Origin of the sequence: Aeromonas sp. A04, assembly GCF_047780465.1 — a bacterium.
Lineage (GTDB): Bacteria > Pseudomonadota > Gammaproteobacteria > Enterobacterales > Aeromonadaceae > Aeromonas > Aeromonas bestiarum.
The window spans coordinates 25,018-51,143 of record NZ_JBLNHP010000013.1 but is presented as its reverse complement, the minus strand read 5'-3'; the positions used below and the strand labels follow the sequence as shown (position 1 = coordinate 51,143).

The 26,126-nt window shown below is 62.1% G+C and carries 23 protein-coding genes; 11 read left to right on the top strand and 12 right to left on the bottom strand.

Features of this window, described 5'->3' with window-relative positions; genetic code table 11:
• The first annotated feature begins 78 nt into the window (after positions 1 to 78).
• The 3 genes from ACM3N8_RS21490 (at position 79) to fre (ending at position 3,496) form a co-directional block, all read left to right on the top strand.
• Positions 79 to 1,083, top strand: coding sequence for a hypothetical protein (locus tag ACM3N8_RS21490; protein ID WP_290019703.1), 1,005 nt, complete (start codon positions 79 to 81; stop codon positions 1,081 to 1,083).
• Positions 1,084 to 1,113: 30 nt separating this feature from the next.
• Positions 1,114 to 2,583, top strand: a complete 1,470-nt coding sequence (ubiD, locus tag ACM3N8_RS21485; protein ID WP_043135797.1) for a 4-hydroxy-3-polyprenylbenzoate decarboxylase — start codon at positions 1,114 to 1,116, stop codon at positions 2,581 to 2,583.
• Between the two features lie 214 nt (positions 2,584 to 2,797).
• Positions 2,798 to 3,496 carry an NAD(P)H-flavin reductase gene (gene fre / locus ACM3N8_RS21480; RefSeq protein WP_043135798.1) on the top strand — a complete coding sequence of 233 codons (699 nt, stop codon included), beginning with the start codon at positions 2,798 to 2,800 and terminating at the stop codon, positions 3,494 to 3,496.
• A 99-nt stretch (positions 3,497 to 3,595) separates the two neighbouring features.
• On the opposite strand, the gene ubiK is transcribed toward fre, so the two are convergent.
• Positions 3,596 to 3,853 (bottom strand): ubiquinone biosynthesis accessory factor UbiK, encoded by a 258-nt coding sequence (ubiK, locus tag ACM3N8_RS21475; RefSeq protein ID WP_042867376.1) that lies wholly within the window; start codon positions 3,851 to 3,853, stop codon positions 3,596 to 3,598.
• Positions 3,854 to 4,153: 300 nt separating this feature from the next.
• Between ubiK and ACM3N8_RS21470 the strand changes: the two genes are divergently transcribed.
• The gene (locus tag ACM3N8_RS21470) at positions 4,154 to 6,577 is read left to right on the top strand and encodes a VolA/Pla-1 family phospholipase (RefSeq protein WP_290019704.1); all 2,424 of its coding nucleotides are present in this window, start codon (positions 4,154 to 4,156) and stop codon (positions 6,575 to 6,577) included.
• 199 nt (positions 6,578 to 6,776) lie between these two features.
• Here the strand turns inward: ACM3N8_RS21470 and glpG are convergent, their stop codons facing one another.
• Complete coding sequence (gene glpG, locus ACM3N8_RS21465) at positions 6,777 to 7,610, bottom strand: rhomboid family intramembrane serine protease GlpG (protein ID WP_103472987.1); 834 nt, start codon at positions 7,608 to 7,610, stop codon at positions 6,777 to 6,779.
• A 29-nt stretch (positions 7,611 to 7,639) separates the two neighbouring features.
• Positions 7,640 to 7,963: a thiosulfate sulfurtransferase GlpE gene (gene glpE / locus ACM3N8_RS21460; RefSeq protein ID WP_043557281.1), complete on the bottom strand. Its 324-nt coding sequence runs from the start codon at positions 7,961 to 7,963 to the stop codon at positions 7,640 to 7,642.
• A 170-nt stretch (positions 7,964 to 8,133) separates the two neighbouring features.
• Between glpE and ACM3N8_RS21455 the strand changes: the two genes are divergently transcribed.
• Entirely contained in the window at positions 8,134 to 8,727 is a 594-nt protein-coding gene (locus ACM3N8_RS21455; protein WP_098981309.1) for a LysE family translocator, read from the top strand.
• Here ACM3N8_RS21455 and ACM3N8_RS21450 read toward each other — a convergent pair.
• The 6 genes from ACM3N8_RS21450 to ACM3N8_RS21425 all read right to left on the bottom strand — a co-directional run bounded on the left by ACM3N8_RS21450 (position 8,706) and on the right by ACM3N8_RS21425 (position 14,516).
• Positions 8,706 to 9,548 carry an AraC family transcriptional regulator gene (locus ACM3N8_RS21450; protein ID WP_241280904.1) on the bottom strand — a complete coding sequence of 281 codons (843 nt, stop codon included), beginning with the start codon at positions 9,546 to 9,548 and terminating at the stop codon, positions 8,706 to 8,708. The two genes, ACM3N8_RS21455 and ACM3N8_RS21450, sit on opposite strands and share 22 nt — an antisense overlap.
• 3 nt (positions 9,549 to 9,551) lie before the next feature.
• Complete coding sequence (locus tag ACM3N8_RS21445; RefSeq protein ID WP_098981311.1) at positions 9,552 to 10,253, bottom strand: ABC transporter ATP-binding protein; 702 nt, start codon at positions 10,251 to 10,253, stop codon at positions 9,552 to 9,554.
• 10 nt (positions 10,254 to 10,263) lie between these two features.
• Entirely contained in the window at positions 10,264 to 11,037 is a 774-nt protein-coding gene (gene livG / locus ACM3N8_RS21440) for a high-affinity branched-chain amino acid ABC transporter ATP-binding protein LivG (protein ID WP_065402307.1), read from the bottom strand.
• A 97-nt stretch (positions 11,038 to 11,134) separates the two neighbouring features.
• Positions 11,135 to 12,403, bottom strand: a complete 1,269-nt coding sequence (locus tag ACM3N8_RS21435) for a high-affinity branched-chain amino acid ABC transporter permease LivM (protein ID WP_043135809.1) — start codon at positions 12,401 to 12,403, stop codon at positions 11,135 to 11,137.
• Positions 12,403 to 13,329 carry a high-affinity branched-chain amino acid ABC transporter permease LivH gene (livH, locus tag ACM3N8_RS21430; RefSeq protein ID WP_042867383.1) on the bottom strand — a complete coding sequence of 309 codons (927 nt, stop codon included), beginning with the start codon at positions 13,327 to 13,329 and terminating at the stop codon, positions 12,403 to 12,405. The genes ACM3N8_RS21435 and livH overlap by 1 nt, the downstream gene beginning before the upstream one ends.
• Before the next feature lie 65 nt (positions 13,330 to 13,394).
• Positions 13,395 to 14,516 carry a branched-chain amino acid ABC transporter substrate-binding protein gene (locus ACM3N8_RS21425; RefSeq protein ID WP_043135811.1) on the bottom strand — a complete coding sequence of 374 codons (1,122 nt, stop codon included), beginning with the start codon at positions 14,514 to 14,516 and terminating at the stop codon, positions 13,395 to 13,397.
• A gap of 435 nt (positions 14,517 to 14,951) precedes the next feature.
• On the opposite strand from ACM3N8_RS21425, the gene ACM3N8_RS21420 reads away from it, so the two are divergent.
• Positions 14,952 to 15,956: a substrate-binding domain-containing protein gene (locus ACM3N8_RS21420; RefSeq protein ID WP_043135813.1), complete on the top strand. Its 1,005-nt coding sequence runs from the start codon at positions 14,952 to 14,954 to the stop codon at positions 15,954 to 15,956.
• Between the two features lie 80 nt (positions 15,957 to 16,036).
• Here the strand turns inward: ACM3N8_RS21420 and ACM3N8_RS21415 are convergent, their stop codons facing one another.
• Both ACM3N8_RS21415 and ACM3N8_RS21410 read right to left on the bottom strand, forming a co-directional pair.
• Positions 16,037 to 17,362, bottom strand: coding sequence for a 6-phospho-alpha-glucosidase (locus tag ACM3N8_RS21415; protein ID WP_290019707.1), 1,326 nt, complete (start codon positions 17,360 to 17,362; stop codon positions 16,037 to 16,039).
• Positions 17,359 to 18,948, bottom strand: a complete 1,590-nt coding sequence (locus ACM3N8_RS21410) for an alpha-glucoside-specific PTS transporter subunit IIBC (RefSeq protein ID WP_290019708.1) — start codon at positions 18,946 to 18,948, stop codon at positions 17,359 to 17,361. The genes ACM3N8_RS21415 and ACM3N8_RS21410 overlap by 4 nt, the downstream gene beginning before the upstream one ends.
• Positions 18,949 to 19,232: 284 nt before the next feature.
• Here ACM3N8_RS21410 and ACM3N8_RS21405 point away from each other — a divergent pair, with 284 nt between their 5' ends.
• Positions 19,233 to 19,940, top strand: coding sequence for a GntR family transcriptional regulator (locus ACM3N8_RS21405; RefSeq protein ID WP_043135820.1), 708 nt, complete (start codon positions 19,233 to 19,235; stop codon positions 19,938 to 19,940).
• Between the two features lie 103 nt (positions 19,941 to 20,043).
• Here the strand turns inward: ACM3N8_RS21405 and norR are convergent, their stop codons facing one another.
• Positions 20,044 to 21,573, bottom strand: a complete 1,530-nt coding sequence (gene norR / locus ACM3N8_RS21400; protein WP_098981322.1) for a nitric oxide reductase transcriptional regulator NorR — start codon at positions 21,571 to 21,573, stop codon at positions 20,044 to 20,046.
• 171 nt (positions 21,574 to 21,744) lie between these two features.
• Between norR and norV the strand changes: the two genes are divergently transcribed.
• The 4 genes from norV to ACM3N8_RS21380 all read left to right on the top strand — a co-directional run bounded on the left by norV (position 21,745) and on the right by ACM3N8_RS21380 (position 26,126).
• On the top strand, positions 21,745 to 23,229 hold the full coding sequence (norV, locus tag ACM3N8_RS21395; RefSeq protein ID WP_290019709.1) for an anaerobic nitric oxide reductase flavorubredoxin: 1,485 nt from the start codon (positions 21,745 to 21,747) through the stop codon (positions 23,227 to 23,229).
• Complete coding sequence (gene norW / locus ACM3N8_RS21390) at positions 23,226 to 24,392, top strand: NADH:flavorubredoxin reductase NorW (protein WP_290019710.1); 1,167 nt, start codon at positions 23,226 to 23,228, stop codon at positions 24,390 to 24,392. Before norV ends, norW begins: the two co-directional genes overlap by 4 nt.
• A gap of 51 nt (positions 24,393 to 24,443) precedes the next feature.
• The gene (locus ACM3N8_RS21385; protein ID WP_241280909.1) at positions 24,444 to 24,785 is read left to right on the top strand and encodes a DUF1971 domain-containing protein; all 342 of its coding nucleotides are present in this window, start codon (positions 24,444 to 24,446) and stop codon (positions 24,783 to 24,785) included.
• Positions 24,786 to 24,908: 123 nt separating this feature from the next.
• A complete protein-coding gene (locus ACM3N8_RS21380; RefSeq protein ID WP_290019711.1) occupies positions 24,909 to 26,126 on the top strand; it encodes a 4Fe-4S binding protein in 1,218 nt (405 codons plus the stop codon).

Here is a 26,126-nt window from a genome sequence, read left to right as displayed (position 1 = left end):
CAGGTCGCGGTTTTTGTTTATCTATTTTCCGGTCGCTTGAGTAGTATGAAACCTCGATGTCACAAGGACAGGGACGTCATGAAGCTGGTACTCCTGATATGGCTCGGTTGGCTGATGGGCATGCCGGTGCATGCTGCCCCCTCGGTGGCCAAGTCCGAGCTGGTCGCCGATGAAGGGCTGCAGGGCCATCTCGACTATCTGGGCAGCCGTCTGCAGCAGGGGCAGTTTGCCGCCATGGACTCGCTGCTGGACTCGCTGGCCGTGGGCCAGCGGGAATACCTGCTGTGCCGGTTGCTGGCCACCCTGGATGCCAGCCCCAGAGCGAGTTCCCCCGAACTGCTGGCCTGGGTGCGCGCCCAGTCGGTCAAGGCGCCCCGCTGGCTGGTGGAGAAGGAGGTGGACGGTTTTCTGATCCAGCAGCCCGCCTATGATTTTGCCGCCGCGGCGCGGTTGGTACTGAGCCGCTGGCAGCAACAGGCCTGGCAGGACAACTACCGCCAGTTGCTGGAACAGAACAGCTTCGAATTCAAACAGATCTACAACAGCCGCAACCCGGACCTGGCCCAGCAGCAGCAGGTGTTGCTGGCGGTACTCGAGCGGCAGCCGCTCTTTGTCTTGCAGCGCGAGGCGCGCAAGCTGGCCACCATGAGCATCTTCCTGCCCGACAACCAGCTGCTGCGACAGCTGCTCGAGCGCACCGGCGACAGCGCCCTCTATCAGAAGTTGTGGCACCAGCCGGTGGATCACGACAGCGTTGCCGCCCTTCGGAGCGTGGCCCGTTTTCACCAGGGTCAGGCGGCGAGCGACCTGCTGATCGCCGCCAGCCGCAACGGCCGCCTGAAACTGCCCGCTCTGCAACAACTTAGCCAGCTCTCGCCCCTGCCCGACACGGCGCAGCAGTTCCTGCTGGCCGAGCTCGGCAATCGTCAGTACAGCGGTCAGGTGGCAAGTCTGCTGTTGCAGATGGATGAACCCAGGCTGCTGGCCCAGCTCGCCGATCGGCTCACCCGGCAGGAAAAGCGTCATGCAAGTCCTGTGATGCTGCCCGATACGGGTACACCCGTCGCCCCGCCAGGGTTATAATGCGGCATCGCCTGAACACAGGGTACCTGCATGAAATACAAGGATTTGCGTGATTTCATCGCGCAGCTGGAACAAAACGGACAACTCAAGCGCATCACCCGCGAGATAGATCCCTATCTGGAAATGACGGAGATCAGCGATCGCACCCTGCGTGCGGGTGGCCCGGCCCTGCTGTTCGAAAATCCCAAAGGTTACCGCATGCCGGTGCTGACCAACCTGTTCGGTACCCCGGATCGGGTCGCCATGGGCATGGGTCAGCCCAACGTCGGCGCCCTGCGCCAGGTCGGGGTCTGGCTCTCCTATCTGAAGGAGCCCGAGCCGCCGCGCGGCCTAAAGGAGCTGATGGAGAAGCTGCCCATCTTCAAGCAGGTGCTCAACATGCCGACCAAGCGGCTCTCCTCCGCCCCTTGTCAGCAGGTGGTGCTGGAAGGGGAGGCGGTCGATCTGGACCAGATCCCGATCCAGCACTGCTGGCCTGGCGATGTGGCGCCTCTGGTCACCTGGGGCCTCACCATCACCCGCGGTCCCTACAAGAAGCGCCAGAACCTCGGTATCTACCGTCAGCAGAAGATCGGCAAGAACAAGCTGATCATGCGCTGGCTGGATCACCGCGGCGGTGCCATCGATTTTCGCGAGTGGCAGGAAGCTCATCCGGGCGAGCGCTTCCCCGTGGTGGTGGCGCTGGGTGCCGATCCTGCGACCATACTCGGCGCTGTGACGCCTGTGCCTGACTCTCTCTCCGAATATGCGTTTGCCGGTCTGCTGCGCGGCAGCCGCACCGAGGTGGTGAAGGCGCTGAGCTGTGAGCTTGAGGTGCCCGCCAGCGCCGAAATCGTGCTGGAAGGCTATCTGGAGCCGGGGGAGATGGCTCCCGAAGGGCCTTATGGGGATCACACCGGCTACTACAACGAGGTGGACGAGTTCCCTGTCTTCACCATCACCCACATGACCATGCGTCGCGATGCCATCTATCACAGCACTTACACGGGCCGACCGCCCGATGAGCCGGCGGTGCTCGGGGTGGCGCTGAACGAGGTGTTCGTGCCGCTGCTGCAGAAGCAGTTCCCCGAAATTGTGGACTTCTACCTGCCGCCGGAAGGCTGCTCCTACCGGATGGCGGTGGTGACCATCAAGAAGCGTTACCCAGGCCATGCCAAGCGGGTGATGCTGGGAGTCTGGTCCTTCCTGCGCCAGTTCATGTACACCAAGTTCGTGATCGTCTGCGACGACGACATCAACGCCCGCGACTGGAAGGATGTGATCTGGGCCATCACCACCCGGATGGACCCGGCCCGGGATACCACCCTGATCGAGCACACCCCGATCGACTATCTGGACTTCGCCTCGCCCGTCTCCGGCCTTGGCTCCAAGATGGGGCTGGATGCCACCAACAAGTGGCCGGGGGAGACCAACCGCGAGTGGGGGCAACCCATAGTCCAGGACGAGGCGGTGAAGCAGAAGGTGGATGCCATCTGGGACGAGCTGGCTATTCTCGGCTAGGCCCGGCTGCCTGGGATTTATATCACTCGGGCCGGGTCGAACATGCCCGGCCAGCCAGAGGATCCGCGGTGCCACCGCCGTTCTGGTGCAAAAGGTTGATGATCTCCGGGCGGAATTGGGTATGCTCGGGGAACCTGACCAGCTGCACTGGTCGTCAGTCCACAGTGAATCAATGAGCGAAAGCGGGCCGAGCGAGCCCGTCACAAGGATAAGAATGCAACGTATCAAGTGCCGCGTAGAGGAACTGCGCGAATATGTCGACACCATCTGGCACGTGGCCCTGACGCCGCAGCAAGCGGTCAGCTTCAAGCCGGGCCAGTATCTGCTGGTGGTGATGAGCGATTCGGACAAGCGCCCCTTCTCCATCGCCAACTCACCGACCCGCCCCGGCGTGCTGGAGCTGCAGATCGGTGCCACCCCCGAGAACGCTTATGCAGGTCAGGTGCTGGCCCGCATGCGCGAGCAGGGCGAGATAGAGATTGAACTGGCGGCAGGCAAGGCCTTCCTGCGGGAAGAGTCGCCCCGTCCGTTGATCCTGATGGCGGGGGGAACCGGCTTCTCCTATGCCCGCTCCATTCTGGAGTTCCTGATCGATACCGGCAGCAAGCGCCCTGTGTTCTTCTACTGGGGCGTGCGCCAGGCGCACTGGCTCTATGAACAGGAGCAGATGCAGCAGTGGGCGCGCGACTATGCACCGCTGACCTTCATCCCCGTGGTGCAGGAGCCTGAAAGCGACTGGACCGGCAAGACGGGGCTGGTGCACAAGGCCATCATGGATGACTTCGTCAGTCTGCATGACTACGACATCTATGTGGCCGGCCGTTTCGAGATGGCCGGCGCGGCGCGGGAGGAGTTCAAGATCCTCGGCGCAGAGCCTGAGCGTATCTTCGGCGACGCCTACGAGTTTATCTGAGCGCTAGCCGGGGGTCTCTTCGGCGAGCCAGAAACAACAAACCCCAGCCTGGCTGGGGTTTGTTTTATGCGCCGTGCGAGCCGGCGATGTCAGCGTTTGTTACTCGCCTTTGGCGCCGAGCTGCTGTTCCAGCTGCGTCAGCTTGGCCTCGAGGGCGGTCAGCTTCTCGCGGGTGCGCAGCAGCACCTTGGTCTGCACGTCAAACTCCTCGCGACTGACCAGATCCAGCTTGTTGAGCTGGGACTGCAACACCTGACGGATCTTCTTCTCCACCTCTTCACCCATGCTGCGAATGCCGGGCGGCAGGGAGTTGTGCACCTGTTTGGCGATCTCTTCCAGTTTCTTCGGGTCGATCATGTGGTTCTCCTTAAGCAATGGCGACATTCTACCGACAATTCAGCCGCTTTGCCGAGATCGGGGTGGCTTTTTGCCATCAGGAGCAGGGGAGTCGCTGGTCGGGTCTGGTATCCGGAATGAAGCTGTTAACCTATCGAGTCCCGTTTCTATTCCAATTCCTTGATGTTGTACACAAAAAAAGCAGATCAGATGACCGACCAGACGCTTAACAATTGTTGCGTTGCTGTTAAGATGGTTCGGTCGGGTTTTCACCCTCCCCCGTCAGCACATCATGGATAACAACTAAAAAGAGATAAGGATATGAAAAAGAAGCTAATTTATGCCGCAGTTGTCAGTGCCCTGTTGGCTGGCTGTGGTGGCAGTGACGATAACAAAGGCGACACCTCAAGCTATCTCGACTATCTGTTGACCGGTTCCAACGCCGTGCGCCCCAGCGCCCTGGCGGCCCGGGCCAGCGATGGTACCCTGAAATTCTCCACCGAGACCGCGGATCTCTCCAACCCCGTCTCCGCCATGTCGACCCTGGATGGCTGGTCCACGACCCAGGCTATCCAGATAGTGCCAGTGACTTCATCCGGCATCCAGGTGCAGGCCCCGGCCGCGGCCGAGTTTGGCGCCTCGGTGGCACCGCTCTACCTGCTGGAGCTGAGCTTTGACAGTGCCGCCCTGCGCCCGAATGGCGTGAAGAAGGTGCTGACCTACGGCGTGGACTTCGTGGTCGCCGCCTCGGCCGGCAAGCTGAACCTGGTTCCGCTCAAGCCGTTGAACCCTTCCTCCTACTACATGATAGTGGCCACAGACTCGCTGAAAGACAGCCGTGGCGATGCCCTCAAGGCAGGCAGTGACTACGGCAACTACAAGAACAACGTCGGCAGCAATGCCCAGGAGCAGACCATCAACGGTCTGATCGCGTTGCAGGAAGGGCTGTTCAAGTCCGCGACCGGCATAGCGACGGATCATGTGATCTTCTCCGACTGGTTCGGCACCCAATCCGGCGCCGATGTGCTGGTGGCGGTGAAGGGGGCTGCGGCGTCCGTGCTCAAGGCCGACCCCGTTACCCTGGATGCCGCCAAGCTTTGGAAGCAGGATGCCCTGGGCAACACCAGCCTGCCCGGCACCTATACCCTGGCCGTGACTGGCAACAATGCCTTCCTGACCCAGCTGGATGCCGAGCAGTTCCTGCCGCAGGAGCAGAAAGACGCGATCGCCACCGCCTTTGGCCCTGGCACTCCGCTCAATCCCATTGCCCAGGGCACCAAGGTCTACACAGGTACCGTCAAGCTGCCTTACTTCCTCTCCTCGCCGGCCACCGCCGGTTCCTGGAGCAAGGCCAAGACCCAGTCCTGGCACGGTGCCATCCCCAGCCTGTACGCCATCGCCAATGCACTGAAAGCGTCTGACAGCGAAGTGATCGGTGGGCTGGTGGGGGCGGGTGTGGATCCGGCCCTGCTGGCGACGCTGATTGCCGATCCGACCCGCCAGAGCGAGCTGCTGGCCGAAGCGAGCAAGCTGATCGGGGTGACCCTCACCTCCGGCGGCAAGCCGCTGGACACCGAGCAGAACATAGGCCGCTTCAACCCGCTGCCGATGCTGGAAGAGGTGCAATCCGTGCCGATGCGAGTCTTCGCCAAGGATGCCCTCAACACCATCACGGATGTCATCATCTATCAGCACGGCGTGACCTCGGTGAAAGAGAACGCCTACGCGCTGGCACTGGGCCAGATCTATGCCGGCATGCAGGCGGGCAAGAAGGTGGCGCTGGTGGTGATTGATCATCCGCTGCACGGTGAGCGTGGCTTCGCCCTGAGTGGCAGCATGGATACTGTGACCACCCCCGACAACCCAACGCCGTACCTGAACCTGAGCTACCTGACAGTGGCGCGGGACAACCTGAAACAGAGCGTGGCGGACCTGCTGGGTCTGCGTCTGGCAGTTGGCCTGGCCAACGCCAATAGCGCCATCGGGACGCCCGGCAACCTCAAGGTGCACTTCCTGGGTCACTCCCTGGGGGCCATTTCGGGTACCAACCTGCTGGCGGTCGCCAACCAGACCCTGGGCAACGCGCAGGCGGATGCCCTGTTCAAGTTCGACACAGGTGGTCTGGCCATGCCGGGTGGCGGCATAGCGCCGCTGCTGCTGAACTCGCCGACCTTCGGCCCGACCATCAAGATGGGCGTGCTGACCAGCGGCAGTGCCGAGTTGAAGGCCGGCTTCACCGCCTATGCTCCCAACTGCCAGACGGCGGTACCGACCTGCTTCGTCAACGAGTTCCTGCCGAGCCTGGACGCGGCCACTCAGGCGACCGCAGCCAGCACGCTGCAGAGCTACAGCTTCGCGGCCCAGTCGGTGCTGGATTCGGCTGACCCGATCAACCTCGGCCGTGGCATCAAGGCGGACTTCCCGCTGTTTGCCACCGAGATCGTGGGTGACGGTGCCCTGAGCCTGTCGGATCAGGTGATCCCGAACAGCATAGCGTCCGCCCCGCTGGGTGGCACCGAGCCGCTGTTCAAGGTGCTGGCGCTGCAACCCCTGACCGCCACAGGCGCGGCCAGCCACAACGCGGCCCGCTTCGTGGCCGGTGGTCACAGCTCGCTGCTGGCACCGGACGAGAACTTCGATCCGAGCGGCGATGTCACCACAGAGATGCAGTCCCAGTTCGGCAGCTTCTTCATGAGTGGCGGTACCGCGGTCCAGGTGACCAATGGTGGCCTGCTCAAGCAGTAAGCCAACCGGCCAATAAAAACGCCGCCCCTTGGGGCGGCGTTTTCGTTTCGGTGATTGGGCAGGGCCAACCGTCAAGCTGGCTGGTGGTTTCTGTCCAGCCAACCTTGCAGCAGGCCGACCAGCAGACCCACCAGGTGGGCCATGTTGACTGTGATGCGGCTGCCGAGTGGGTCGAAGAAAACCCGATGACCGCAAGGGTTCAAGCCGGTTGGTGGTTGCGATCCAGCCAACCTTGCAGCAGGCCGACCAGCAAACCCACCAGATGGGCCATGTTGGCCGTGCTGGTGCCGAGCAGGTCGAAGAAACCGAGCACCAGCCAGAACAGCATGAAGCCCATCAGCGCCGGTGGCAGTGTGAGGCCACAGGCAGGTTGCAGCTTGCCGCGCAGCCAGCAGTAGCCGAGCAGGGCATAGACAACGCCGGAGAGGCCGCCAAACAGCGGGCCGCTCGCGAAGAACTCGGCGATGTTGGGCAGGGCCGCGCCCACCAGCAGCAGGATCAGCAGCTTGCCGCCGCCGAGGCGCTGCTCTATCTGGCCCCCCAGATACCACCACCACAGCAGGTTGAACACCAGGTGCAGCACCGAGAAGTGGATAAAGGCCGGGGTGAAGTAACGCCACGCCTGCCAGTCGGTGAACTGGGCCAGGGTCGGGTGGAACGCCAGCTCGTCAAAGATCGGCAGGCCTATGGCATTGAGCGCATAGATGGCCAGACAGGCGATGATCACCACCAGGGTCAGCGGCCCCGCCTGATGGAGGAAGTCGGTGACGGGATCCGTCATCCCCTTGCTGTAGTCGATACGGGCATCCGCCCGACCCGACTGCCAGGAGGCCTCCATGTAGCGCGGGTGGGCCGGCTCTGCCAGGAAGCGTTTCACCTCCAGCTGGGCCTGGGCGAGGCGCTGCTCGTCCGCCAGCCAGACCGAAACGCCGAGCTCGGACTGGGTCAGCTCGCACGAGATGCCGAGGGTGGCGAGGTAGTCCACCAGCGCCTGGGCCATGCGGGCGTTGTCGAGCACCAGCAGCTGGATCATGCCGGTTGAGGAGGGCTTGCCCGCCCCTGTCATGCGTCGCCTGCCTGGACGGGGAACTCTTTGCGCCACGCCTCGAAGCCGCCATCCAGGCTGTAGACCTGGTCATAGCCCTGTTGCAGCAGGTATTGGGCCGCGCCCTGGCTGCTGTTGCCGTGATAGCAGATCACTATCACAGGGGTATCGAAATCCACCTCGTCCATGAAGCGAACCAGAGAACCATTGGTGAGGTGGAAGGCGCCGACCGCGTGGGCGGCCTCGAAGGATTGCGGATCGCGAATATCCACGAGGCGGGCTTCACCGGCAGCGATCTTCTGGTGGGCATCATGGGCACTGATATGGGCAAACTGGTCCATTAACATGTCCTGTGAATAGGTGATTGTGGGTCAGTTTACCGCAAGCCTGCGTCCGTGCTAAGCCCGCAATGTGTCGACTCGTCCCGCCGGAGGAGATCGCAATTTTCTTCAATATCGGCGCCAGGCTCATGGGTAGGGTGAGGGCTCAACACCTTCAACGAGTGTCATCCATGGAAATGAGTCTGCTGTTGTCCATGGCCGGGTTTGCCCTGGCCATGTCCATCTCTCCCGGCCCGGTCAATCTGGTCGCCCTCGGTGCGGGGGCGCAATATGGTTTTCGCGCCAGCCTGCGCCATGTAGTGGGGGCCACCCTGGGCTTCATCCTGCTATTGCTGCTGATGGGGCTGGGCCTGGGGGCCGCCTTGTCGCACTGGCCAGTGGCGCTCAGCGGCATCCGCTGGGGAGGCATCCTCTTCCTCTGCTATCTGGCCTGGCTGCTGATGACGGACAAGGGAGAACTGAAGCGTGAGGGCGCCACCCCACCCGCCTTTTTATACGGTGCCCTGATGCAGTGGCTCAATCCCAAGGCCTGGTTGGCGGCCAGCATGGGCATGGGGGCCTATGGGGCCGTGGGCAATGTGGGTCAGACGATATGGTTCACCAGCCTCTATCTGGTGATCTGTCTTGCTTCCATCGCCTGCTGGGCCTATGTCGGCAGCTGTCTGCAGGAGGCCCTGCTCGCGCCTCGCCGTCTGCGCTGGTTCAACCGCGGGATGGCGATGCTGCTGTTGCTCAGCGTTGGCTATCTTGTGCTGGAGCGCTGAGGGAGGCACTGGTATTGGCCCGGGGTCGCGGCGACCAGCCGCTTGAACTGGCGCTGGAAGTGGGCCTGATCGGCGAAACCCGTCGCCAGCGCCACCTCGACCAGGGGACGCCCCTGAACGAGCAGGGCACGGGCATGGCGAATGCGCTGGTTGAGCAGGTAGGCGTGAGGGGTCATGCCGTAATGGCGGCTGAAGGCGCGCACGAAGTGAGACGGGGTCAGCCCGGCGACTGTGCTCAGGTACTGCAAGGTGAGGGGGCTGGCGTACTCGTCCTGCATCAGCTCGGCGGCGCGCCTCAGATGCAGGGGCGGGCGCGCGTCCCATCTGGCGGGGGTGAGCCTGGCCAGCAGCTGGTGGCTGAACAGATGGCAGGCCACCTCCTTGGCGAGGCGATCCTGGCGGTCATCTTGCAGGGTGCGATAGAGGTGTTGCAAGCGGGCATACAGCAGGGGATCCCGGCTGGCCGTCATGTCGAAGGGGCGAAAATGGGCCCCCAGTCCGGCCTCCTCCTGCTGGCTGCGCAGCCAGTCGGTATCGAGGTAGAACATCAGATAGGACCAGGGCTGGTCTGCGATGGGGTTGCAGGCGTGCACCTCTTCCGGGTTCATCAGCACCAGGGAGCCGGAACCGACCTCCTGTCTGCTGCGCTGGTTGAGGTAGTGGCTGTGGCCGCCGGTGATGGCGCCGATGGAGAAGTGGGCGTGGCTGTGCTTGTCGTAACAGACGCGGCGGCCATCCTGCACCGCCCGCGCCTCTATGAAGGGCAGGGCAGGGTCGCGCCAGAACAGGTGGCGATCCCGCTCAGCACCGGCCCTGCTCATGGGTTAACCACCCAGGTAGGCCTGCCGTACTGCGGGGTTGGCCAGCAGGGCGGCCCCCGTGTCTTGCAGCACCACGTGGCCGTTCTCCAGCACATAGCCCCGATCGGCCAGCTTGAGCGCCTGGTTGGCGTTCTGCTCCACCAGGAAGATGGTCATCCCCTTCTGGCGCAGCTGCTCTATGGTGTCGAAGATCTGCTGGATGACGATGGGGGCCAGCCCCAGCGAGGGTTCATCCAGCAGCAGCAGGCGCGGCTTGCTCATCAGGGCGCGGCCTATGGCCAGCATCTGCTGTTCGCCGCCGGACATGGTGCCGGCGCGCTGTTGCAGCCGCTCGTGCAGGCGCGGGAACAGGGTGAACACCTGATCCAGCAGGCCGTGCTGCTCCTCCTTGTCGACGAAGAAGGCGCCCATCAGCAGGTTCTCCTCCACCGTCAGGCGGGCGAAGATGCGGCGCCCCTCCGGCACCACGGCGATATCCTTGCGCATGATGCGGGCCGTGGTGAGGGAGCTTATCTGCTCCCCCTCGAACCAGATGCTGCCGCTGCTGGGCTTGGGCTCGCCGCACAATGTCATCAGCAAGGTGGTCTTGCCGGCGCCGTTGGCACCTATCAGGGTGACGATTTCCCCCTCTTTCACCTCGACGCTGACGTCGTGCAGCGCCTGAATTTTGCCGTAGTGGGTCGATACGTTGCGAAGTTCTAACATCTATTTTTCCTTACGACTCGCCCAGATAGGCCTTGATCACGGCCGGATTGTTGCGGATCTCATCCGGCTTGCCGTGGGCCAGCGGGGTGCCCTGATTGACCACGAAGATGCGGTTGGAGATGCCCATCACCAGCTTCATGTCGTGTTCGATAAGCAGGACGGAGACACCAAACTCGTCCCGCAGGCTGATGATCAGTTCGTTCAGCTCATCTGTCTCGTGCGGGTTGAGGCCGGCGGCCGGCTCGTCCAGCATCAGCAGATCGGGTCGGGTCGCCATGCAGCGGGCGATCTCGAGCCGGCGTTGCTGACCATAGGCCAGGTTGCCGGCGGCGCGATTGGAGAGATCCTTGAGGCCCACCTTCTCCAGCCAGAAGGCGGCGTGTTCCAGCCCCTCCTGCTCGGCACGGCGAAAGGCCGGGGTCTTGAACAGGCCGGCGATGAAACTGGTGTTGAGGTGGCGATGCTGGGCCACCAGCAGGTTCTCCACCGCCGTCATGTCCTTGAACAGCCGTACGTGCTGGAAGGTGCGCACTATCCCCTTGCGGGCGATGAGATGACCGGGCAGCCCCTGGATCTCCTCACCCTTGTAGCGAATGATGCCGCCACTCGGGCGATAGAAGCCGGTCAGGCAGTTGAAGACGGTCGTCTTGCCCGCACCGTTGGGACCTATGATGGAGATCACCTCCCCCTTGTCCACGTCCAGTTTGACGCCGTTGACCGCCAACAAACCGCCGAAGCGCATCGACAGATCAGAGACTTCCATTAACTTCTGGTTGGCACTCATTTTTTCAGCCCCCGATTCAAGGTGGAGCAAGTCACCGCCAGCAATCCAGCCAAATAGCGCATCGACAAATCAGAGACTTCTAACAACGTCTGATTGCTCATTTTTGTAGCTCCAGGTGAGGTCTGGTCATTGGCAGCAGTCCCTGTGGCCGCCAGATCATCATGAACACCATCAGCAGACCGAACATCAGCATGCGGTACTCGTTGAATTCACGGGCCAGCTCGGGCAGTACCGTCATCACTATGGCTGCCAGCACCACCCCGATCTGGGAGCCCATGCCCCCCAGCACCACGATCGCAAGGACTATGGCCGACTCGATGAAGACGAAGGACTCCGGGCTGATGAAGCCCTGGCGCGAGGCGAAGAAGCTGCCGGCGAAGCCAGCGAAGCAGGCGCCTATGGTGAAGGCGGTCAGCTTGATGATGGTGGGGTTGAGCCCCAGCGACTTGCAGGCAATCTCGTCCTCCCGCAGCGCTTCCCAGGCGCGGCCCAGCGGCATGCGCAGCAGGCGGTTGATGACGAACAGGGTGGCCACCACCAGCACCAGCGCCATCAGGTAGAGGAAGATCACCTTGTGGTTGGCGTTGTAGGCGATGCCGAAGAAGTCGTGGAAGGTGCCGAAGCCCCCGTCCTTGACGGTACGGTTGAACTCGAGTCCGCCCAGCGTCGGTTTGGGAATGCCGGAGATGCCGTTCGGGCCGCCGGTGAGGCTGGTCATGTTGTTGAGCAGGATGCGGATGATCTCGCCAAAGCCCAGGGTGACTATGGCCAGATAGTCCCCCCGCAGCCGCAGCACAGGGAAGCCGAGCAGGAAGCCGAAGGTGGCCGCCGTCAGGCCGGCGATGGGCAGACACTCCCAGAAGCTCAGGCCGAAGTAGGTGTTGAGCAGGGCATAGCTGTAGGCGCCGACCGCGTAGAAGCCGACGTAGCCCAGATCCAGCAGACCGGCCAGACCCACCACCACGTTCAGGCCCAGCCCCAGCATGATGTAGATCAGGGTGAGGGTGGCGAGATCGATGGCGCCTCGCGAGGCCATGAAGGGCCAGCTCACCGCAAACAGCAGCACCAGCACGGCGGTGAGGTTATAGAGCTTGGGTGCCTCTTCCGGGCTGGGCAGCACCAGCTTGGTGAAGCCGATGGAGAAGCCGCTGATGGAGCCTTTGAACAGCCGGCTGATCTGGCCGCGCAACATCTGGAACCAGAACACCAGGGCGGCACCGCCCACCAGCCAGGCCAGCGACACGTCGAGGCGGCTGACTACCAGCAAGCGGGTGCCGTCGGTCTCGAGTTTGAAGCCGAGCAGCCAGAAGGAGAGCACCAGCAATACCAGGCTGGCGATACAGGCGTGAATGAATTGGCGTTTCATCAGACTTTCTCCACTTCCGGTCGGCCGAGAATGCCGGTGGGCATGAACAGCAAGACGCCGATCAGCAGGGCGAAGGCCATCACATCCTTGTACTCGGTGCTGAGATAGCCGGCGGTGAGTGCTTCCACCACCCCCAGCAGCAGGCCGCCCAGCACGGCGCCGGGAATGCTGCCGATGCCGCCCAATACAGCCGCAGTGAAGGCTTTCAGCCCGGCCATGAAGCCGAGATAGGGGTTGATGACGCCGTAATACATGCCGAGCAGCACGCCCGCGACGGCGGCCAGGGTGGCCCCCAGCACGAAGGTGATGGAGATGACCACATGGGTGTCTATCCCCAGCAGGTTGGCCATCTTGATGTCTTCCGAACAGGCGCGGCAGGCACGGCCCATGCGGGAGCGGCCGATGAACTGGGTCAGCGCCAGCATGGTGATGAAGGTCACCACGAAGATGATGAGCTGCATGTAGGAGAGGCTGGCCTGGAAGCCGTCTTCGGCGCCCAGGGTCCAGCCCCCGGAGATCAGGGTGGGCATGGCGATGTCGCGCGAGCCCTGTGCCATTCGCATCATGTTCTGCAGGAAGATCGACATGCCGATGGCGGAGATGAGGGGGATGAGGCGGTTGCCGCCCCGCAGCGGGCGATAGGCGACCCGCTCTATGGTCCAGCCATAGGTTCCCGTGATGATGATGCTGACCAGGAAGGCGCCTCCCAGCAGCAGGAAGGTGCTGTCGATGCCCATCATGGCGAGCCCGGCCATCACCATAAAGGCGACATAGGAGCCGATCATGTAAACCTCGCCGTGGGCGAAGTTGATCATGCCGATGATGCCATAGACCATGGTGTAGCCGATGGCGATCAACGCATAGGTGCTGCCTATGGTTAACCCGTTCAGCAGCTGCTGAACCAGGTAAAGGAGGTGTTCGGACATACTGCGATCCCTGTACTTGCCCGCAAAGAAAAGGAGGGGTGACTCATGTCACCCCGACCGGCAGATTATTTGACTTGAGTGGAGGTACCGTCGGCGTGCCACTGGAACACACCGAATTCAAAGCCTTTCAGGTCACCACTCGGCGCCCAGCTCAGGGTGCCCATGACGGTATCGATCGGCGTGGCCTTGATGGCGGCGGCGACTGCAGCCGGGTCATCCTCACCCGCCTTGGCGATACCGGCAGCCAGGGTCTGTACCGCCGCATAGGTGGTCCAGACGAAGGGGCCTGAGGAGTCCTGACCCTTGGCCTTGAACGCCGCCACCAGCGGGGCGTTGGTCGGCACCAGATCGTACTTGTTCGGCAGGGTGACCAGCAGACCTTCGGAAGCCGGGCCACCGATGGCGGAGATGTCCTTGTTGCCTACCCCTTCCGGACCCATGAACTTGGCCTTCAGACCCTTCTCGCCAGCCTGACGCAGGATCAGACCCAGCTCCGGGTGGTAGCCGCCGTAGTAGACGAAATCGACGTTCTCTTTCTGCAGCTTGGCGATCAGGGCGGAGAAGTCCTTGTCACCGGCTGTGATGCCTTCGAACGCCACTACTTTCACACCGGCCTTGTCCAGGGATGCCTTCACGCTGGTGGCGATGCCTTCACCGTACTGCTTCTTGTCGTGGATGACGGCCACGCGCTTGGGCTTGACCTGCTCGATGATGTACTTGGCGGCGGTCGGACCCTGGTCGCTGTCCAGACCTATGGTACGCAGCACCAGCTGATAGCCGCGCTCGGTGATCTTGGGGTTGGTGGAGGCCGGGGTGATCATCAGCACGCCTTCATCTTCATAGATGTCGGAGGCGGGCAGGGTGTTGTCGGAGCAGAGGTGGCCGACCACGAACTTGACGCCGTCGTTGATCACCTTGTTGGCGACCGCCACGGCCTGCTTGGGATCGCAGGCATCGTCATAGATGACGGCTTCGATCTGCTTGCCTGCGATACCGCCAGCCTTGTTGATCTGCTCGACCGCCATCTTGCCGCCGGTGAACTGCATGTCACCGTACTGGGCGACCGGGCCTGTGACCGGGCCGGCGATGCCGATCTTGATGGTGTCAGCCGCGTTGGCGATGGATATCGATCCAAACAGAGCCAAAGAAACCGCTGCGCTTACTGTGATTTTGCTCAACTTATGCATTGATTCGTCCCTTAATCAGTGGATTGTTTCATTTTCCGTGTGCCATTCCGGGCCGGGATCCCGCCAGTCCGGTAATAGGTATGGTTCTATCATTCCTCGCTGGGCAATAACAAGCTGTTAAAGATACTAACCAGAGTGGGTGGGATAGTGCTTTTTTGAAACAAATAGCTAATTTCATCTACCCTTGTAGATATTAATACTGATTTGTTCAGTTAACATCTTCACAACAAGGTGTGCTGGTGACAAATGGCAGATGAAAAAACTGACGATATTTTACCCTGACACTGCTCCCATTTTGACCAAAATCCGTTTGCGCAAATAGAAATGAGCGCCTAGATTAGCCAGCATTGACAATTCATTGGCAGTGCCTGTTAAAACCAAGCCTTTATTCGGGAAATCTGCTAATGTTCCGCTTTTGATCTTCAGGAGACAGAGATGGCCACTATCAAGGATGTCGCTTCCCGTGCAGGCGTATCCATCTCCACCGTCTCACATGTACTCAATCACACCCGTCGGGTCAGCGAAGATGCAACCCAAAAAGTGCTTGAGGCGGTGGCAGAACTCAACTACGCGCCCAACTCGGTAGCGCGCAGCCTCAAGATAAACTCAACCAAAACCATAGGCATGCTGGTGACCACCAGTGCCAACCCCTTCTTCGCGGAAGTGGTGCAGGGGGTGGAGGCGTACTGTTTCGAACAGGGTTACAGTCTGATCCTGTGCAACACCGAAAACCAGCCGCCCCGTCAGCAGCATTACCTGAGAATGCTGATGGAGAAGCGGGTCGACGGCCTGCTGGTGCTGGGAACCGATATCGACACCCCGTTGCGCGACATGTTGCGCATCCACAAGAACGTGCCACAGGTGGTGCTGGATTGGGGCACCGAGTGCGATTTCGCCAACGTGATCAACGACAACGCCCGCATAGGCGCGCGGCTGGCGGTACGTCATCTGCTGGAGCAGGGCCATAAAGAGATCGTCTGCATCACCGGCCAGCTCTCCAAGCCGACCACCCAGCAGCGGCTGGACGGGGTACGCGATGCCCTGGGCGAGCATGGCCTGACCCTGAAGGACGAGCAGATCTTCGAAGGGGATTACGAGAGCCAGAGCGGTTTCGATGCCATGCAGCGCATCCTGGCCCTCACACCTCGCCCGACGGCTGTGTTTGCCTTCGACGATCCCATGGCCATCGGCGCCATCTGCGCCGCCTGGGAAGCCGGGGTCAAGGTACCGGACGATATCTCCATGATCGGCTATGACGACGTGGAGATGGCGCGCTTCTCCAGCCCGCCGCTCACCACCATTCGCCACCCCAAGGCCGAGCTCGGCCTGCTGGCGGTGAAGCATCTGGTGAGCCGGATCCGCAACAAGGCGCTGGAAGTCGAGTCCATGACGGTAGAGCCCGAGCTTATCGTCCGCCGCTCGGTCAAATCCCTGCGCTGACCGCCCCGCTGTATTGCACGGCGATAGTCGGCACCACGAAAAACCCCCTCGTCACGAGGGGGTTTTTGTTTGTGGGCGATTTATTGCAGCGGCGGCCAGTAATCCTTGTTGGCGGCCACCAGGTCATCCAGGATGGCCTTCGCCACCGAGGCGCTGGGCACAGTCTTGGACAGGGTGATCGCCTGCCACAGCTTCTGGTAGGAGCGTTCGACCCAGGCTTCCACCACCAGCTTCTCGACCGCCACCTGCTGGCCCATCAGGCCCTGCTGGAACAGGGGAATATTGCCGACCTGCAAGGGCTCTGGCCCGCTGCTGCCCACCAGACAGGGGATCTCGACCATGGCCTCGGGGTCGAAGTTGTTGATGGCGCCCCGGTTCGGGACTATCAGCAGCATCCGCTCCTGGGTGTTGAAGGCGATGGCGGTGGCCAGGTCCACTATATAGGAGGCGTGCTCGTCGATCTCCAGCTCGCCTGCCTCCGAATGACCCGCCTTGACGATGGCGCGGCAGGCGCTGAATACCTGCTTCTCGCGGTGCTCCATCACCTCGTTGGCGCGGGTATGCTCAGGGTTGGCATGGGCCACCACATAGTCAGGGTAGAGGTAGTACTTGAGATAGGTGTTGGGCAGGGTATCCGGATCGAGCGCCCACACATCCCTGGCCTTGGCGAAGGTATCGTTCCAGCTTGCTTCGGCATGGCTGGCGCTGTTGGGCACATAGCCGTGGCGGGCGACGTGCTCCTTGATCTTCGGCATCAGATCGTTGCCTGCCAGATCCTCGATGCGGGTCCACCAGCCGAAGTGGTTGAGACCGTAGTAGCGTACCCGCATCTCTTTGCGTGACTTGAGGCCGGCGATCTGGGCCATGCGCCCCTCGATCCCGATCGGCATGTCGCAGATGTTGAGGATTTTGGCGTTGGGACGCAGGCGACGAGTCGCCTCCGCCACTATGGCGGCCGGGTTGGAGTAGTTCAGCATCCAGGCGTTGGGGGAGTACTGCTCCATGTAGTCGACCAGCTCCAGTACGCCGCCGATGGAGCGCATGCCGTAGGCGATGCCGCCCGGGCCACAGGTCTCCTGACCGACCACGCCGTGACGCAGGGGGATCTTCTCGTCCTGCTCGCGCATGGGGTATTTGCCGACCCGGATGTGGGCCATGACAAAATCCACCTCGCTGAAGGCCGCCTTGGGATCGGTACCGTAGCTGAAGGCAATCTCGGGTGCCTTCTCTTTCAGCAGTATCCTGCATGCCTCGGCGATGACTTCCTGGCGGGCGCCATCGTTGTCGTAGAACTTGATCTCCTTGAGCGGGAAACGATGCTGGTTCTCCAGCAGCATGAGGACGATACCCGGTGTGAAAGTGCTGCCGCCGCCGGCGATGACTACAGAGAATTTTTTCATGATCATGACTCCGTTACGAAAGAAGAGGATTGAGTGGGGTTGTTCATTATCGATTCCATATTTTCACGTACCTGAGGCACATGCAGACCTATGATTATTTGAATGCTGTCGCCATGACGAACCACACCATGGGCGCCCAGTTGTTTGAATATGTCATCTGCCGCAGCCTGGCTGGAATTTATCAGCGATATTCTTAAGCGGGTGGCGCAATTATTCAGGCTTCTTATGTTTTTGCTGCCGCCGAGTGCCTCGATAATTTGCTCCGCAATATCACAGCCTCGTTGTTGTTTGGCTGCCTGATAATCGGCCTTGGAATACAGCTTTATTTCGCTGTCTTCCCGCCCCGGGGTTTTCAAATTGAATCTCAGAATGAGACTCCTGAATATCAGGAACCAGAGTCCGGTAAACACCAGGCCTATGGCTATCTGGGTAAACATCATGCCGGCATGGTTGTGGAACATGGGGATCCAGTTCTGCGGCAGGAACTGGTCGAGCAGGCCGCCGCCCATGTTGCCGACGACACCGAACAGGTACATGACTGTGGCCATGGTGGCGGCCAGCAGGGCATGGATGGCAAACAGCAGTGGCGAGATGAAGAGGAAGGTGAATTCAAGCGGCTCTGTGATGCCCACCAGCATGGCGGTCAGGGTCGCCGGGATCAGCAGACCGGCCACCTTGGCCTTGTTTTCACGGGCTGCAGTGGCGTAGATGGCCAGGGCAATCCCCATGGCACCGAAGATCTTGGAGTTGCCGTGCAGTGCGAAGCCACCCTGGGGGAACAGCTCGATGAGCGGACGCGTGCTCTGGCTGAACTCCTGCAGATGCTGGGCCCAGTAGAGCTGGATGCCGCCTTCCACCGCAGCCGGGCCGAAGATGAAGGGGCCATAGATGAAGTGATGCAGTCCGGTCGGGATCAGGATGCGCTCGAGGAAGGTGTAGACCCAGACACCGAGCGGGCCCGAGATCAGCATGAACTCCTGCAGGGAGGCGATGCCCATCTGTACCTTGGGCCACCCCAGCAGGGTCAGCCAGGCACAGGGGATCATGAGGAAGAAGGCAATGATGGTGACAAAGGAGCTGCCCTGAAAGATGCCGAGAAAGACGGGCAGCTGCCGATCAAACAGCCGGTTGTGCAGGGCGGTGACTATACCCGAGATGGCGATGGCTCCTATGATGCTGGTGTCCAGCGTCTTGATCCCGGCGACCATGGCCAGGCCGCTTTCGCCGCCGACCGCCTGATTGAAATCGACCCCGAAATAGTCGCCCCAGGTCATCCCCATGGCATTGATGAAATAATTCCAGGTCATGAAGCTGACCAATACGGAGAGACAGGCTCGTGCCTGCGCCTTATTTGCCAGCCCAATCGGTAAACCGATGGCAAATATAAGCGGCATGTTTCTGAATACGGTCCAGCCACCTTCTTCAATAATATGTACTATTTGAAAAAACAACCCTTGCGGGTTTGCCAGCGCCTCTCCCACGAACATGGGATTTTTCAGCATGATTGCAATGCCCACTACCATACCTGCAAATGGAAACAGTAGTACAGGAGTAAACATTGCTCCGCCAAAGCGTTGAATTTGACTGAGCATATATTGTCCCTTTATTAAGAGAGTTTTTGATAGGGTGTTGTTTGTGTTGCTGAATTGAACCTAACAACAATGGGTCAAGCCCTCATGAAATATGTGGTGGTTATGTGATCCGGCGCATGCTCTTATTTAGACAAAGAGATCTAAATTTTGAGATATTGTTGTACATCTTGTTTTTGTGACGTTCTTGTCGGTTTATTTGAATTTAAAGTTGTTTATTTTCAATTGGTTGGGCCTGAAGCCCCTGAATGAGGAGGCCGCGGGTACAGGCTGGGAGAGGTCTAGCAGTGATCTATAAATCGGTGGCGGATCGGTTGCGTATCCGGGTCAATGGCGCGGATTGCCGGGTGGGGGACGTATTGCCGAGCGAGAAGATGCTGGCGAGCCAGTTCGGCGTGTCACGCATGACGGTGCGCAAGGCAGTGGACATGCTGATCGAGTGGGGGCTGGTGGCGCGGCGCCACGGCAGCGGCACCTATGTGACCAAGAAGGATGTCCAGCATGAGACCAAGGGGCTGAGCGGCTTTACCGAGCTGATGCGCGATCAGGGCCGGGAGCTCACCAGCCAGGTGCTGGAGTTTCGTACCATGCCGGCCCCACCGGCGATTGCCAGCCAGCTCAGGGTCAAGGTGAACGAACCCGTCTACTACTCCAGCCGGGTGCGTTCTGTGGATGGCCGGGCCCTGCTGCTGGAGGAGAGCTACATGCCGGTGCGGCTGTTTCGCACCCTGTCGGTGGCCCATCTGGAGGGCTCCAAGTTTGCCTACATCGAGAACGAGTGCCAGCTCCCCATCGCCGGCAACTACGAGAGCTTCAGCGCCGTGCTGGCCGACCGGCAGATGGCCGAGCTGCTGCATATCGAGCAGGGGGCGCCCATCCTGCGGTTGACCTCCCTCTCTTATGGCGAGAACGGGGAGTTTCTCAACTACTCCATCATGTTCCGCAACGCCAACGACTATCACGTCGACTACCACCTGCGCCGTGCCCGCGACTGAATCTGCCGCCGATGGACCATGCTGCGGCCCCGGTCATCGCACAGGCACCACGAAAAACCCCCTCGTCACCGAGGGGGTTTTTGTTTGTGGGGTGTCGCCAGCATCAGGCCTTGAGCCCGAGCCGTCTGGCGAGCCGGTGCAGGTTGCCGCCGTCCAGCTCAAGCGCCCGGGCGGTGGCGGCCCAGTTGCCCTGCTGGGCCGCCAGGGTCTGCTCGATCAGCTGGAGCTGGAAGGCATCGGTAGCCGTGCGCAGTCCAATGCCAGCCGTCATCTGCTGCGCTGCCTGTTCCACAGGGATGCGACTGGATGAGGGGGCGCCGGTGGCCGCCAGGTTGAAGTGGTGGCAATCCAGCGCGGGGGCCTGACTGCCCTGTTCGGCCCGCGCCAGCACGGCAGCCCTGTGGATGGCGTGCTCCAGCTCCCGCACGTTGCCCGGCCAGTCGTAGCTGGCGAGCAGTTGCAGCGCCCTGGGCTGGATGCGCAACCGCTCCAGCCCCAGGCTGACCCGGCAGCGTTCGCAAAAATAACCGGCAAGCAGGGGTATGTCGTCCGGTCGCTCCCGCAGGGCGGGGGCATGGATCGGGAAGACGCTCAGGCGGTGGTAGAGATCGCTTCGAAACTGCCCCTCGACCACAGCCTGTTTCAGATCCCGGTTGGTGGCGGCCAGGATGCGCACGTTCACCTTGAGCGGGGTGTCGTCACCGATGCGCTGCAGATCGCCGTATTGCAGCACCCGCAGCAGCTTGGCCTGCAGGGGCAGGGAGAGCTCGCCGATCTCGTCCAGGAACAGGGTGCCCTTGTCGGCCAGCTCGAACTTGCCTGCCCGGTTGTGAATGGCGCCGGTAAAGGCCCCCTTCACGTGGCCGAACAGCTCGCTCTCCGCCACAGATTCCGGCAGGGCGGCGCAGTTGAGATAGACCAGGGGTGCGCTGGCGCGGGGTGAACCCTGATGCACTGCCTTGGCGATCAGCTCCTTGCCGACCCCCGTCTCCCCCAGGATCAGCACGTTCAGCTCTGAGCTCGCCACCACGGCTATCTCGTGGCGTAGCCGCTCCATGGCGGGGGAGCGGCCTATCATCTCGGGCTGGCCCGGCCCATTCTGGCTGGAGGGGGCGAGGGGCTCGCTGCTCTGGCGGGCGAGCCGTTCCAGCAGCAGGGCGTTGCTGAGGGCGGCGGCGGCCAGGGCGCCCACCAGCCGCAGCTCCTCGTCGCTGATGCCGTCGAACTGGGTCGGATTCATGCCGTCTATGGTCAGGGCGCCGATGAGCGTCTGATCCGAAAACAGTGGCAGGCCGACGCAGGCGTGCACCCTGAAGTCGTCGTGATCCGGGATCAGGCCGTCATAGGGGTCGGGCAGATTGCTGTCGGCGGGGAAGCGCACCACGTCGCCGGCCCGGGCTATGGCCTCCATGCGCGGATGGTCCGCCAGCGCGAAGCGGCGGCCCAGCACGTCCTGCATCAGGCCGTCGATGGCCAGCGGGATGAACTGGCCCCCCTCGTAGCGCAGCAGGGCCGAAGCATCCGAGTGCAGCAGGCTGCGCACGCTCTGGATCAGGCGGTGGAACCTGTCCTGATGGGAGATGCCGAGTTGCAGGTCGAGGGCGATGCGCGCCAGGCTGTCGGTCGAGATCACGGTGATTGTCCAAATGACAGTGTGCTTGTGGTTTTGACTATAAAGAGTGGCTGTCTGAATGACAATGTCGGATATGAGTATCAAGCAAAAACAATAAGTTACAAGTTGGCACGTCAACTGCAATAGCTGATTCAGTCGCACATTCGCTATTGTATTCTGAGGAACAACTTGATGAGCATTCACGTCAAAAACAACATTCACTGGGTCGGCCAACGGGACTGGGAGGTACGCGACTTTCACGGCACCGAGTACAAGACCCACAAGGGCACCAGCTACAACAGCTACCTCATCCGCGAAGGGAAGAACGTGCTGATCGATACCGTCGATCACAAGTTCAGCCGGGAGTTCGTGCAGAACCTGGCGGCGGAGATCGATCTCGCTTCCATCGACTTCGTGGTGATCAACCACGCCGAGGAGGATCACGCCGGCGCCCTGACCGAGCTGATGGCCCGCATCCCAGGCACCCCCATCTACTGCACCCACAACGCCATCGACTCCATCACAGGCCATCATCATCATCCAGAGTGGAACTTCCACCCGGTCAAGACAGGGGACAGCCTGGACATAGGCAACGGCAAGCAGCTGGTCTTCATCGAGACCCCCATGCTGCACTGGCCCGACAGCATGATGACCTACATGACTGAGGACGCCGTGCTCTTCTCCAACGACGCCTTCGGCCAGCACTACTGCGACGAGCACCTGTTCAACGACGAGGTGGATCAGACCGAGCTGATGGAGCAGTGCCAGCGTTACTACGCCAACATACTGACCCCCTTCAGCCCGCTGGTGACCGCCAAGATCAAGGAAGTGCTCGGCTTCAACCTGCCGGTGAGCATGGTGGCCACCTCCCACGGCATCGTCTGGCGCGAGGACCCCACCCAGATCATCCTGAAATACCTGGAGTGGGCCGACCACTATCAGGAAGACCGCATCACATTGTTCTACGACTCCATGTCCAACAACACCCGCATGATGGCCGACGCCATCGCCCAGGGCATCCACGAGGTGGACCCGGGTGTGGCGGTGAAGATCTTCAACGTGGCGCGCCACGACAAGAACGAGATCCTGACCCAGGTGTTCCGCTCCAAGGGGGTGCTGGTGGGCTCTTCCACCATGAACAACGTCATGATGCCCAAGGTGGCGGGCATGCTCGAAGAGATCACCGGCCTGCGCTTTCGCAACAAGCGCGCCTCGGCCTTCGGCAGCTACGGCTGGACCGGCGGCGCCGTGGACCGGATCCAGACCCGGCTGATGGACGCGGGTTTCGACATCAGCATCTCCCTCAAGGCCAAGTGGCGCCCGGATGGTTCGGCCCTGGCCGAATGCCGCGAGCACGGCCGCCAGCTGGCCCGCCAGTGGGCGCTGCACCCGCTCGAGGCGCCCCGCCCGATCATCACAAACAACGCCGCAGTGACGGCGCCCGTGATCGAGGTGCCGGTTGCGCGTGTCGCCACCCCGGCCGCCGCTGAGTGGGACGATGACCAGAGCATGCTCTGCGTCGTCTGCCAGTGGGTCTATGACCCGGCACTGGGTGAGCCGGATCAGCTGGTGGCACCGGGCACTCCCTGGGCCCAGGTACCTGACAGCTTCCTCTGCCCCGGCTGTGGCATCGGCAAGGAGGTATTCGAACCCTGCGCCGTGGAGGCCTGTGTATGAACGCAGCAACCCTGAATGACGCCGGCATCAGCCGGGAAATCGTGGTGATCGGCAGCGGCTTCGCCGCCCAGCAGCTGGTCAAGAGCCTGCGCAAGCTGGACGCCGACAGACCCATCCGCCTCATCACGGCCGACAGCGGCGACGAGTACAACAAGCCGGACTTGAGCCACGTGGTGAGCCGGGGCTGCGCCGCCGCGGCCATGACCCGGCAGAGCGGCAGCGACTTTGCCGAGCAGCAGCGCATCGCGCTGCTGCCCCACTGCTCCGTGCTGGGTATAGATCCCGCCCGGCGCACCCTGTTGACCTCGCAGGGCAGCTTCCCCTACGGCCAGCTGGTGCTGGCCACCGGCGCCAGCGCGGCGCGCCCCGAGATACCGGGCAGCGAGCATCTGGTGACCCTCAACAGCCAGCAGGAGTACGCCGCTGCCGAGGGGCTGATCCAGCAGGCCCGCCGCATCCTGGTGCTGGGGGCCGGCCTCATCGGCTGCGAGCTGGCGATGGACATGGCGAGCGATGGCCGCGAGGTCACCCTGCTGGATCTGGCCGACAGCCCGCTCAGCGCCCTGTTGCCGGCCGCCCTGACCCCTCCGCTGCAACAGGCGCTGCGCAGTCAGGGGGTCAGCCTGCAATTCGGGCTGGGTATCGCCAGGATAGATGCCCAGCCCGGCGACGGCTGGCGGGTGACCCTGACCGATGGCCGCACCAGCGAGCAGGATCTGGTGATCGCCGCGATCGGCCTGCGGCCGAATCTGGCCCTGGCCCGGGGGGCCGGGCTGGACGTGGAGCGCGGCATCCTGGTCGACGATCGGCTGCAGACCAGCGATCCCCATATATTCGCGCTGGGGGATTGCGTGCAGTGGCAGGGTCAGCTGCTCCCCTTCCTGCAACCAATAGTGCTGGGGGCCAATGCGCTGGCGCGCACTCTGCTTGGCACGCCAACCCCGCTGACCCTGCCGCCCATGCTGGTGAAGGTGAAGACGCCGCGTTACCCCTTGCAGCTGGCGGGCCGTACCAAGGGCGAGGATCTCGCCTGGCAGTGCCGCTGGAACAGCCACGGCATGGTGGCCGAGGCGCACGGCGAGGATGGCGAGCTGTGCGGCTTCGTGGTGGGAGGCGATCAGATGAGCGCCGCCTTCCCTCTGTTGCGTCAGCTGCCCCGTTAACCCCTTTCATTGCATCGGCCGGGTTGACCCGGCCATCTGAGGAGAATGTCTATGTCACTGCACCTGATCCCCGCCCACTGGGTGGTGCGTCGCTCCACCCCCTTCTTCACCCGCCAGAGCGTACCCGCAGCCCTGCTCACCCATCACAACACGGCAGCCGGTGTCTTCGGTCAGCTCTGCGTGATGGAGGGCACAGTCACCTACCACGGCTTTGCCGACGAGCAGGCCGAGGAGCCAGAGATAAGCCTGGTGATCCATGCCGGCCAGTTTGCCACCAGCCCGCCCCAATACTGGCACAGGGTCGAGCTGTCGGAGGATGCCCGCTTCAACATCCACTTCTGGGCCGAGCAGGCCGAATCGGACCAGCCGCTGTTCAACAGCCGCAAGGCATAAGGTTCAACCCTCGCCAGGGGCATTGGGCGCGAATGTCCCCCTCTGCCCATGCAGATCAAAATAATCAATTCAGATGTTCGTTATCCTGCCCCCTTATCCGAATGAGTGCTATGAGGGAGATGCATGAGCCTGATTGAAGCGATGACCATGGTGGCTGGCCTGGTCTATCTGGCCCTGTTGGGTTGGCAGGCGCGCACTGGTTGGCAGTGGCGTCTTGTCCTCGGCCTGCTGGGCCTGATCTGGCTGGTGGCGGCGGACAGCCTGCTCTGGTTCGCGCTGGGGCTGGTGGTCGTCCCCCTCGCCCTGTGGCGCCAGCGGCGGCCGCTGCCCGCCCTCGAGGCGCTCGACAGCCAGTGGCTACGGGCACGCACACGCCGGCTGCTGCTGTTCTGCTGGGGGCTGGTGGCGCTGCAGTACGGCATCCATATCTGGCAGCTGGGGCAGGGGATATCCCCCTGGCTGGTGCGTCCGGACGTGGTGGACGGCTTCCTGCCCATCGCCGGTGGGCTCGGGCTGCGGGCCTGGCTCAGTCAGGGCATAGTGGATCCCCATCATCCGGCGGCCACCATCACAGTACTGGCGCTCTGCCTGTCGGCCCTGCTGCTGGGGCGGGCCTTCTGCGCCTGGTTCTGCCCGCTCGGGCTGGTGGGCGAGTGGCTGCACGGCCTGCGCAGCCGATGGATAGTGGGGGAGTGGACGCCGCCGCGCTGGCTCGATGTCGTGTTGCGTTCCCAGAAATTCCTGGTGCTCGCTTTCCTGCTGTTTATCGTGCTGATCGCGGTGCCAGGCGCCGCTCTGCCCGGCTACTTCACCAGCCCCTACCATCAGGCGGCGGACATGAAGATGGGGGCCTTCTTCTTCAACCTGACCCTGATCTCGGGCCTCTGCCTCGGCTGGGTGCTGCTGCTCACCGCCACCTTCCGCCAGGGCTTCTGCCGCTACCTCTGCCCCTACGGCGCCTGGCTGTCTTTACTCGGCCTGCTGACACCGCTGCGCATTCGCCGTGACCCGGCCCGCTGCCTGCGAAGTGCTGGCCATGACTGCGACAAGTGCAGCCGGGCCTGTCCGTCCCGCATCCAGGTGCACCAGCTGATCGCGGTGCAGAGCCTGGAGTGCACCAGTTGTATGAGCTGCATCACCGCCTGCCCCAAGCGGGCCGATGCGCTGCACCTTGGCAGCAAGGCACGCAGGCTTGAGCCCCGCTGGCTGCTGGGTTTGCTCTGCCTGCTGTTGTTGATATTGCCGCTGCTCTCCTACGGCCTGCTGGGTATCTGGGTCAGCCAGACGCCGCTGGCGGATCGCGCCCAGCTGCTGCAGCTGTTGCCGCAACTGGCTCATTGA

What these genes read in the sequence shown, in the direction of transcription:
- ACM3N8_RS21410 (WP_290019708.1), bottom strand. Translation starts at nt 18,948, where the DNA reads ATGCTCAGTCAAATTCAACGCTTTGGCGGAGCAATGTTTACTCCTGTA.
- glpE (WP_043557281.1), bottom strand. Translation starts at nt 7,963, where the DNA reads ATGGACCAGTTTGCCCATATCAGTGCCCATGATGCCCACCAGAAGATC.
- glpG (WP_103472987.1), bottom strand. Translation starts at nt 7,610, where the DNA reads ATGATCCAGCTGCTGGTGCTCGACAACGCCCGCATGGCCCAGGCGCTG.
- ACM3N8_RS21380 (WP_290019711.1), top strand. Translation starts at nt 24,909, where the DNA reads ATGAGCCTGATTGAAGCGATGACCATGGTGGCTGGCCTGGTCTATCTG.
- norV (WP_290019709.1), top strand. Translation starts at nt 21,745, where the DNA reads ATGAGCATTCACGTCAAAAACAACATTCACTGGGTCGGCCAACGGGAC.
- norW (WP_290019710.1), top strand. Translation starts at nt 23,226, where the DNA reads ATGAACGCAGCAACCCTGAATGACGCCGGCATCAGCCGGGAAATCGTG.
- ACM3N8_RS21420 (WP_043135813.1), top strand. Translation starts at nt 14,952, where the DNA reads ATGGCCACTATCAAGGATGTCGCTTCCCGTGCAGGCGTATCCATCTCC.
- ACM3N8_RS21450 (WP_241280904.1), bottom strand. Translation starts at nt 9,548, where the DNA reads ATGAGCAGGGCCGGTGCTGAGCGGGATCGCCACCTGTTCTGGCGCGAC.
- ubiD (WP_043135797.1), top strand. Translation starts at nt 1,114, where the DNA reads ATGAAATACAAGGATTTGCGTGATTTCATCGCGCAGCTGGAACAAAAC.
- fre (WP_043135798.1), top strand. Translation starts at nt 2,798, where the DNA reads ATGCAACGTATCAAGTGCCGCGTAGAGGAACTGCGCGAATATGTCGAC.
- ubiK (WP_042867376.1), bottom strand. Translation starts at nt 3,853, where the DNA reads ATGATCGACCCGAAGAAACTGGAAGAGATCGCCAAACAGGTGCACAAC.
- ACM3N8_RS21470 (WP_290019704.1), top strand. Translation starts at nt 4,154, where the DNA reads ATGAAAAAGAAGCTAATTTATGCCGCAGTTGTCAGTGCCCTGTTGGCT.
- livH (WP_042867383.1), bottom strand. Translation starts at nt 13,329, where the DNA reads ATGTCCGAACACCTCCTTTACCTGGTTCAGCAGCTGCTGAACGGGTTA.
- ACM3N8_RS21385 (WP_241280909.1), top strand. Translation starts at nt 24,444, where the DNA reads ATGTCACTGCACCTGATCCCCGCCCACTGGGTGGTGCGTCGCTCCACC.
- livG (WP_065402307.1), bottom strand. Translation starts at nt 11,037, where the DNA reads ATGAGTGCCAACCAGAAGTTAATGGAAGTCTCTGATCTGTCGATGCGC.
- ACM3N8_RS21490 (WP_290019703.1), top strand. Translation starts at nt 79, where the DNA reads ATGAAGCTGGTACTCCTGATATGGCTCGGTTGGCTGATGGGCATGCCG.
- ACM3N8_RS21445 (WP_098981311.1), bottom strand. Translation starts at nt 10,253, where the DNA reads ATGTTAGAACTTCGCAACGTATCGACCCACTACGGCAAAATTCAGGCG.
- ACM3N8_RS21415 (WP_290019707.1), bottom strand. Translation starts at nt 17,362, where the DNA reads ATGATCATGAAAAAATTCTCTGTAGTCATCGCCGGCGGCGGCAGCACT.
- ACM3N8_RS21425 (WP_043135811.1), bottom strand. Translation starts at nt 14,516, where the DNA reads ATGCATAAGTTGAGCAAAATCACAGTAAGCGCAGCGGTTTCTTTGGCT.
- ACM3N8_RS21435 (WP_043135809.1), bottom strand. Translation starts at nt 12,403, where the DNA reads ATGAAACGCCAATTCATTCACGCCTGTATCGCCAGCCTGGTATTGCTG.
- ACM3N8_RS21455 (WP_098981309.1), top strand. Translation starts at nt 8,134, where the DNA reads ATGGAAATGAGTCTGCTGTTGTCCATGGCCGGGTTTGCCCTGGCCATG.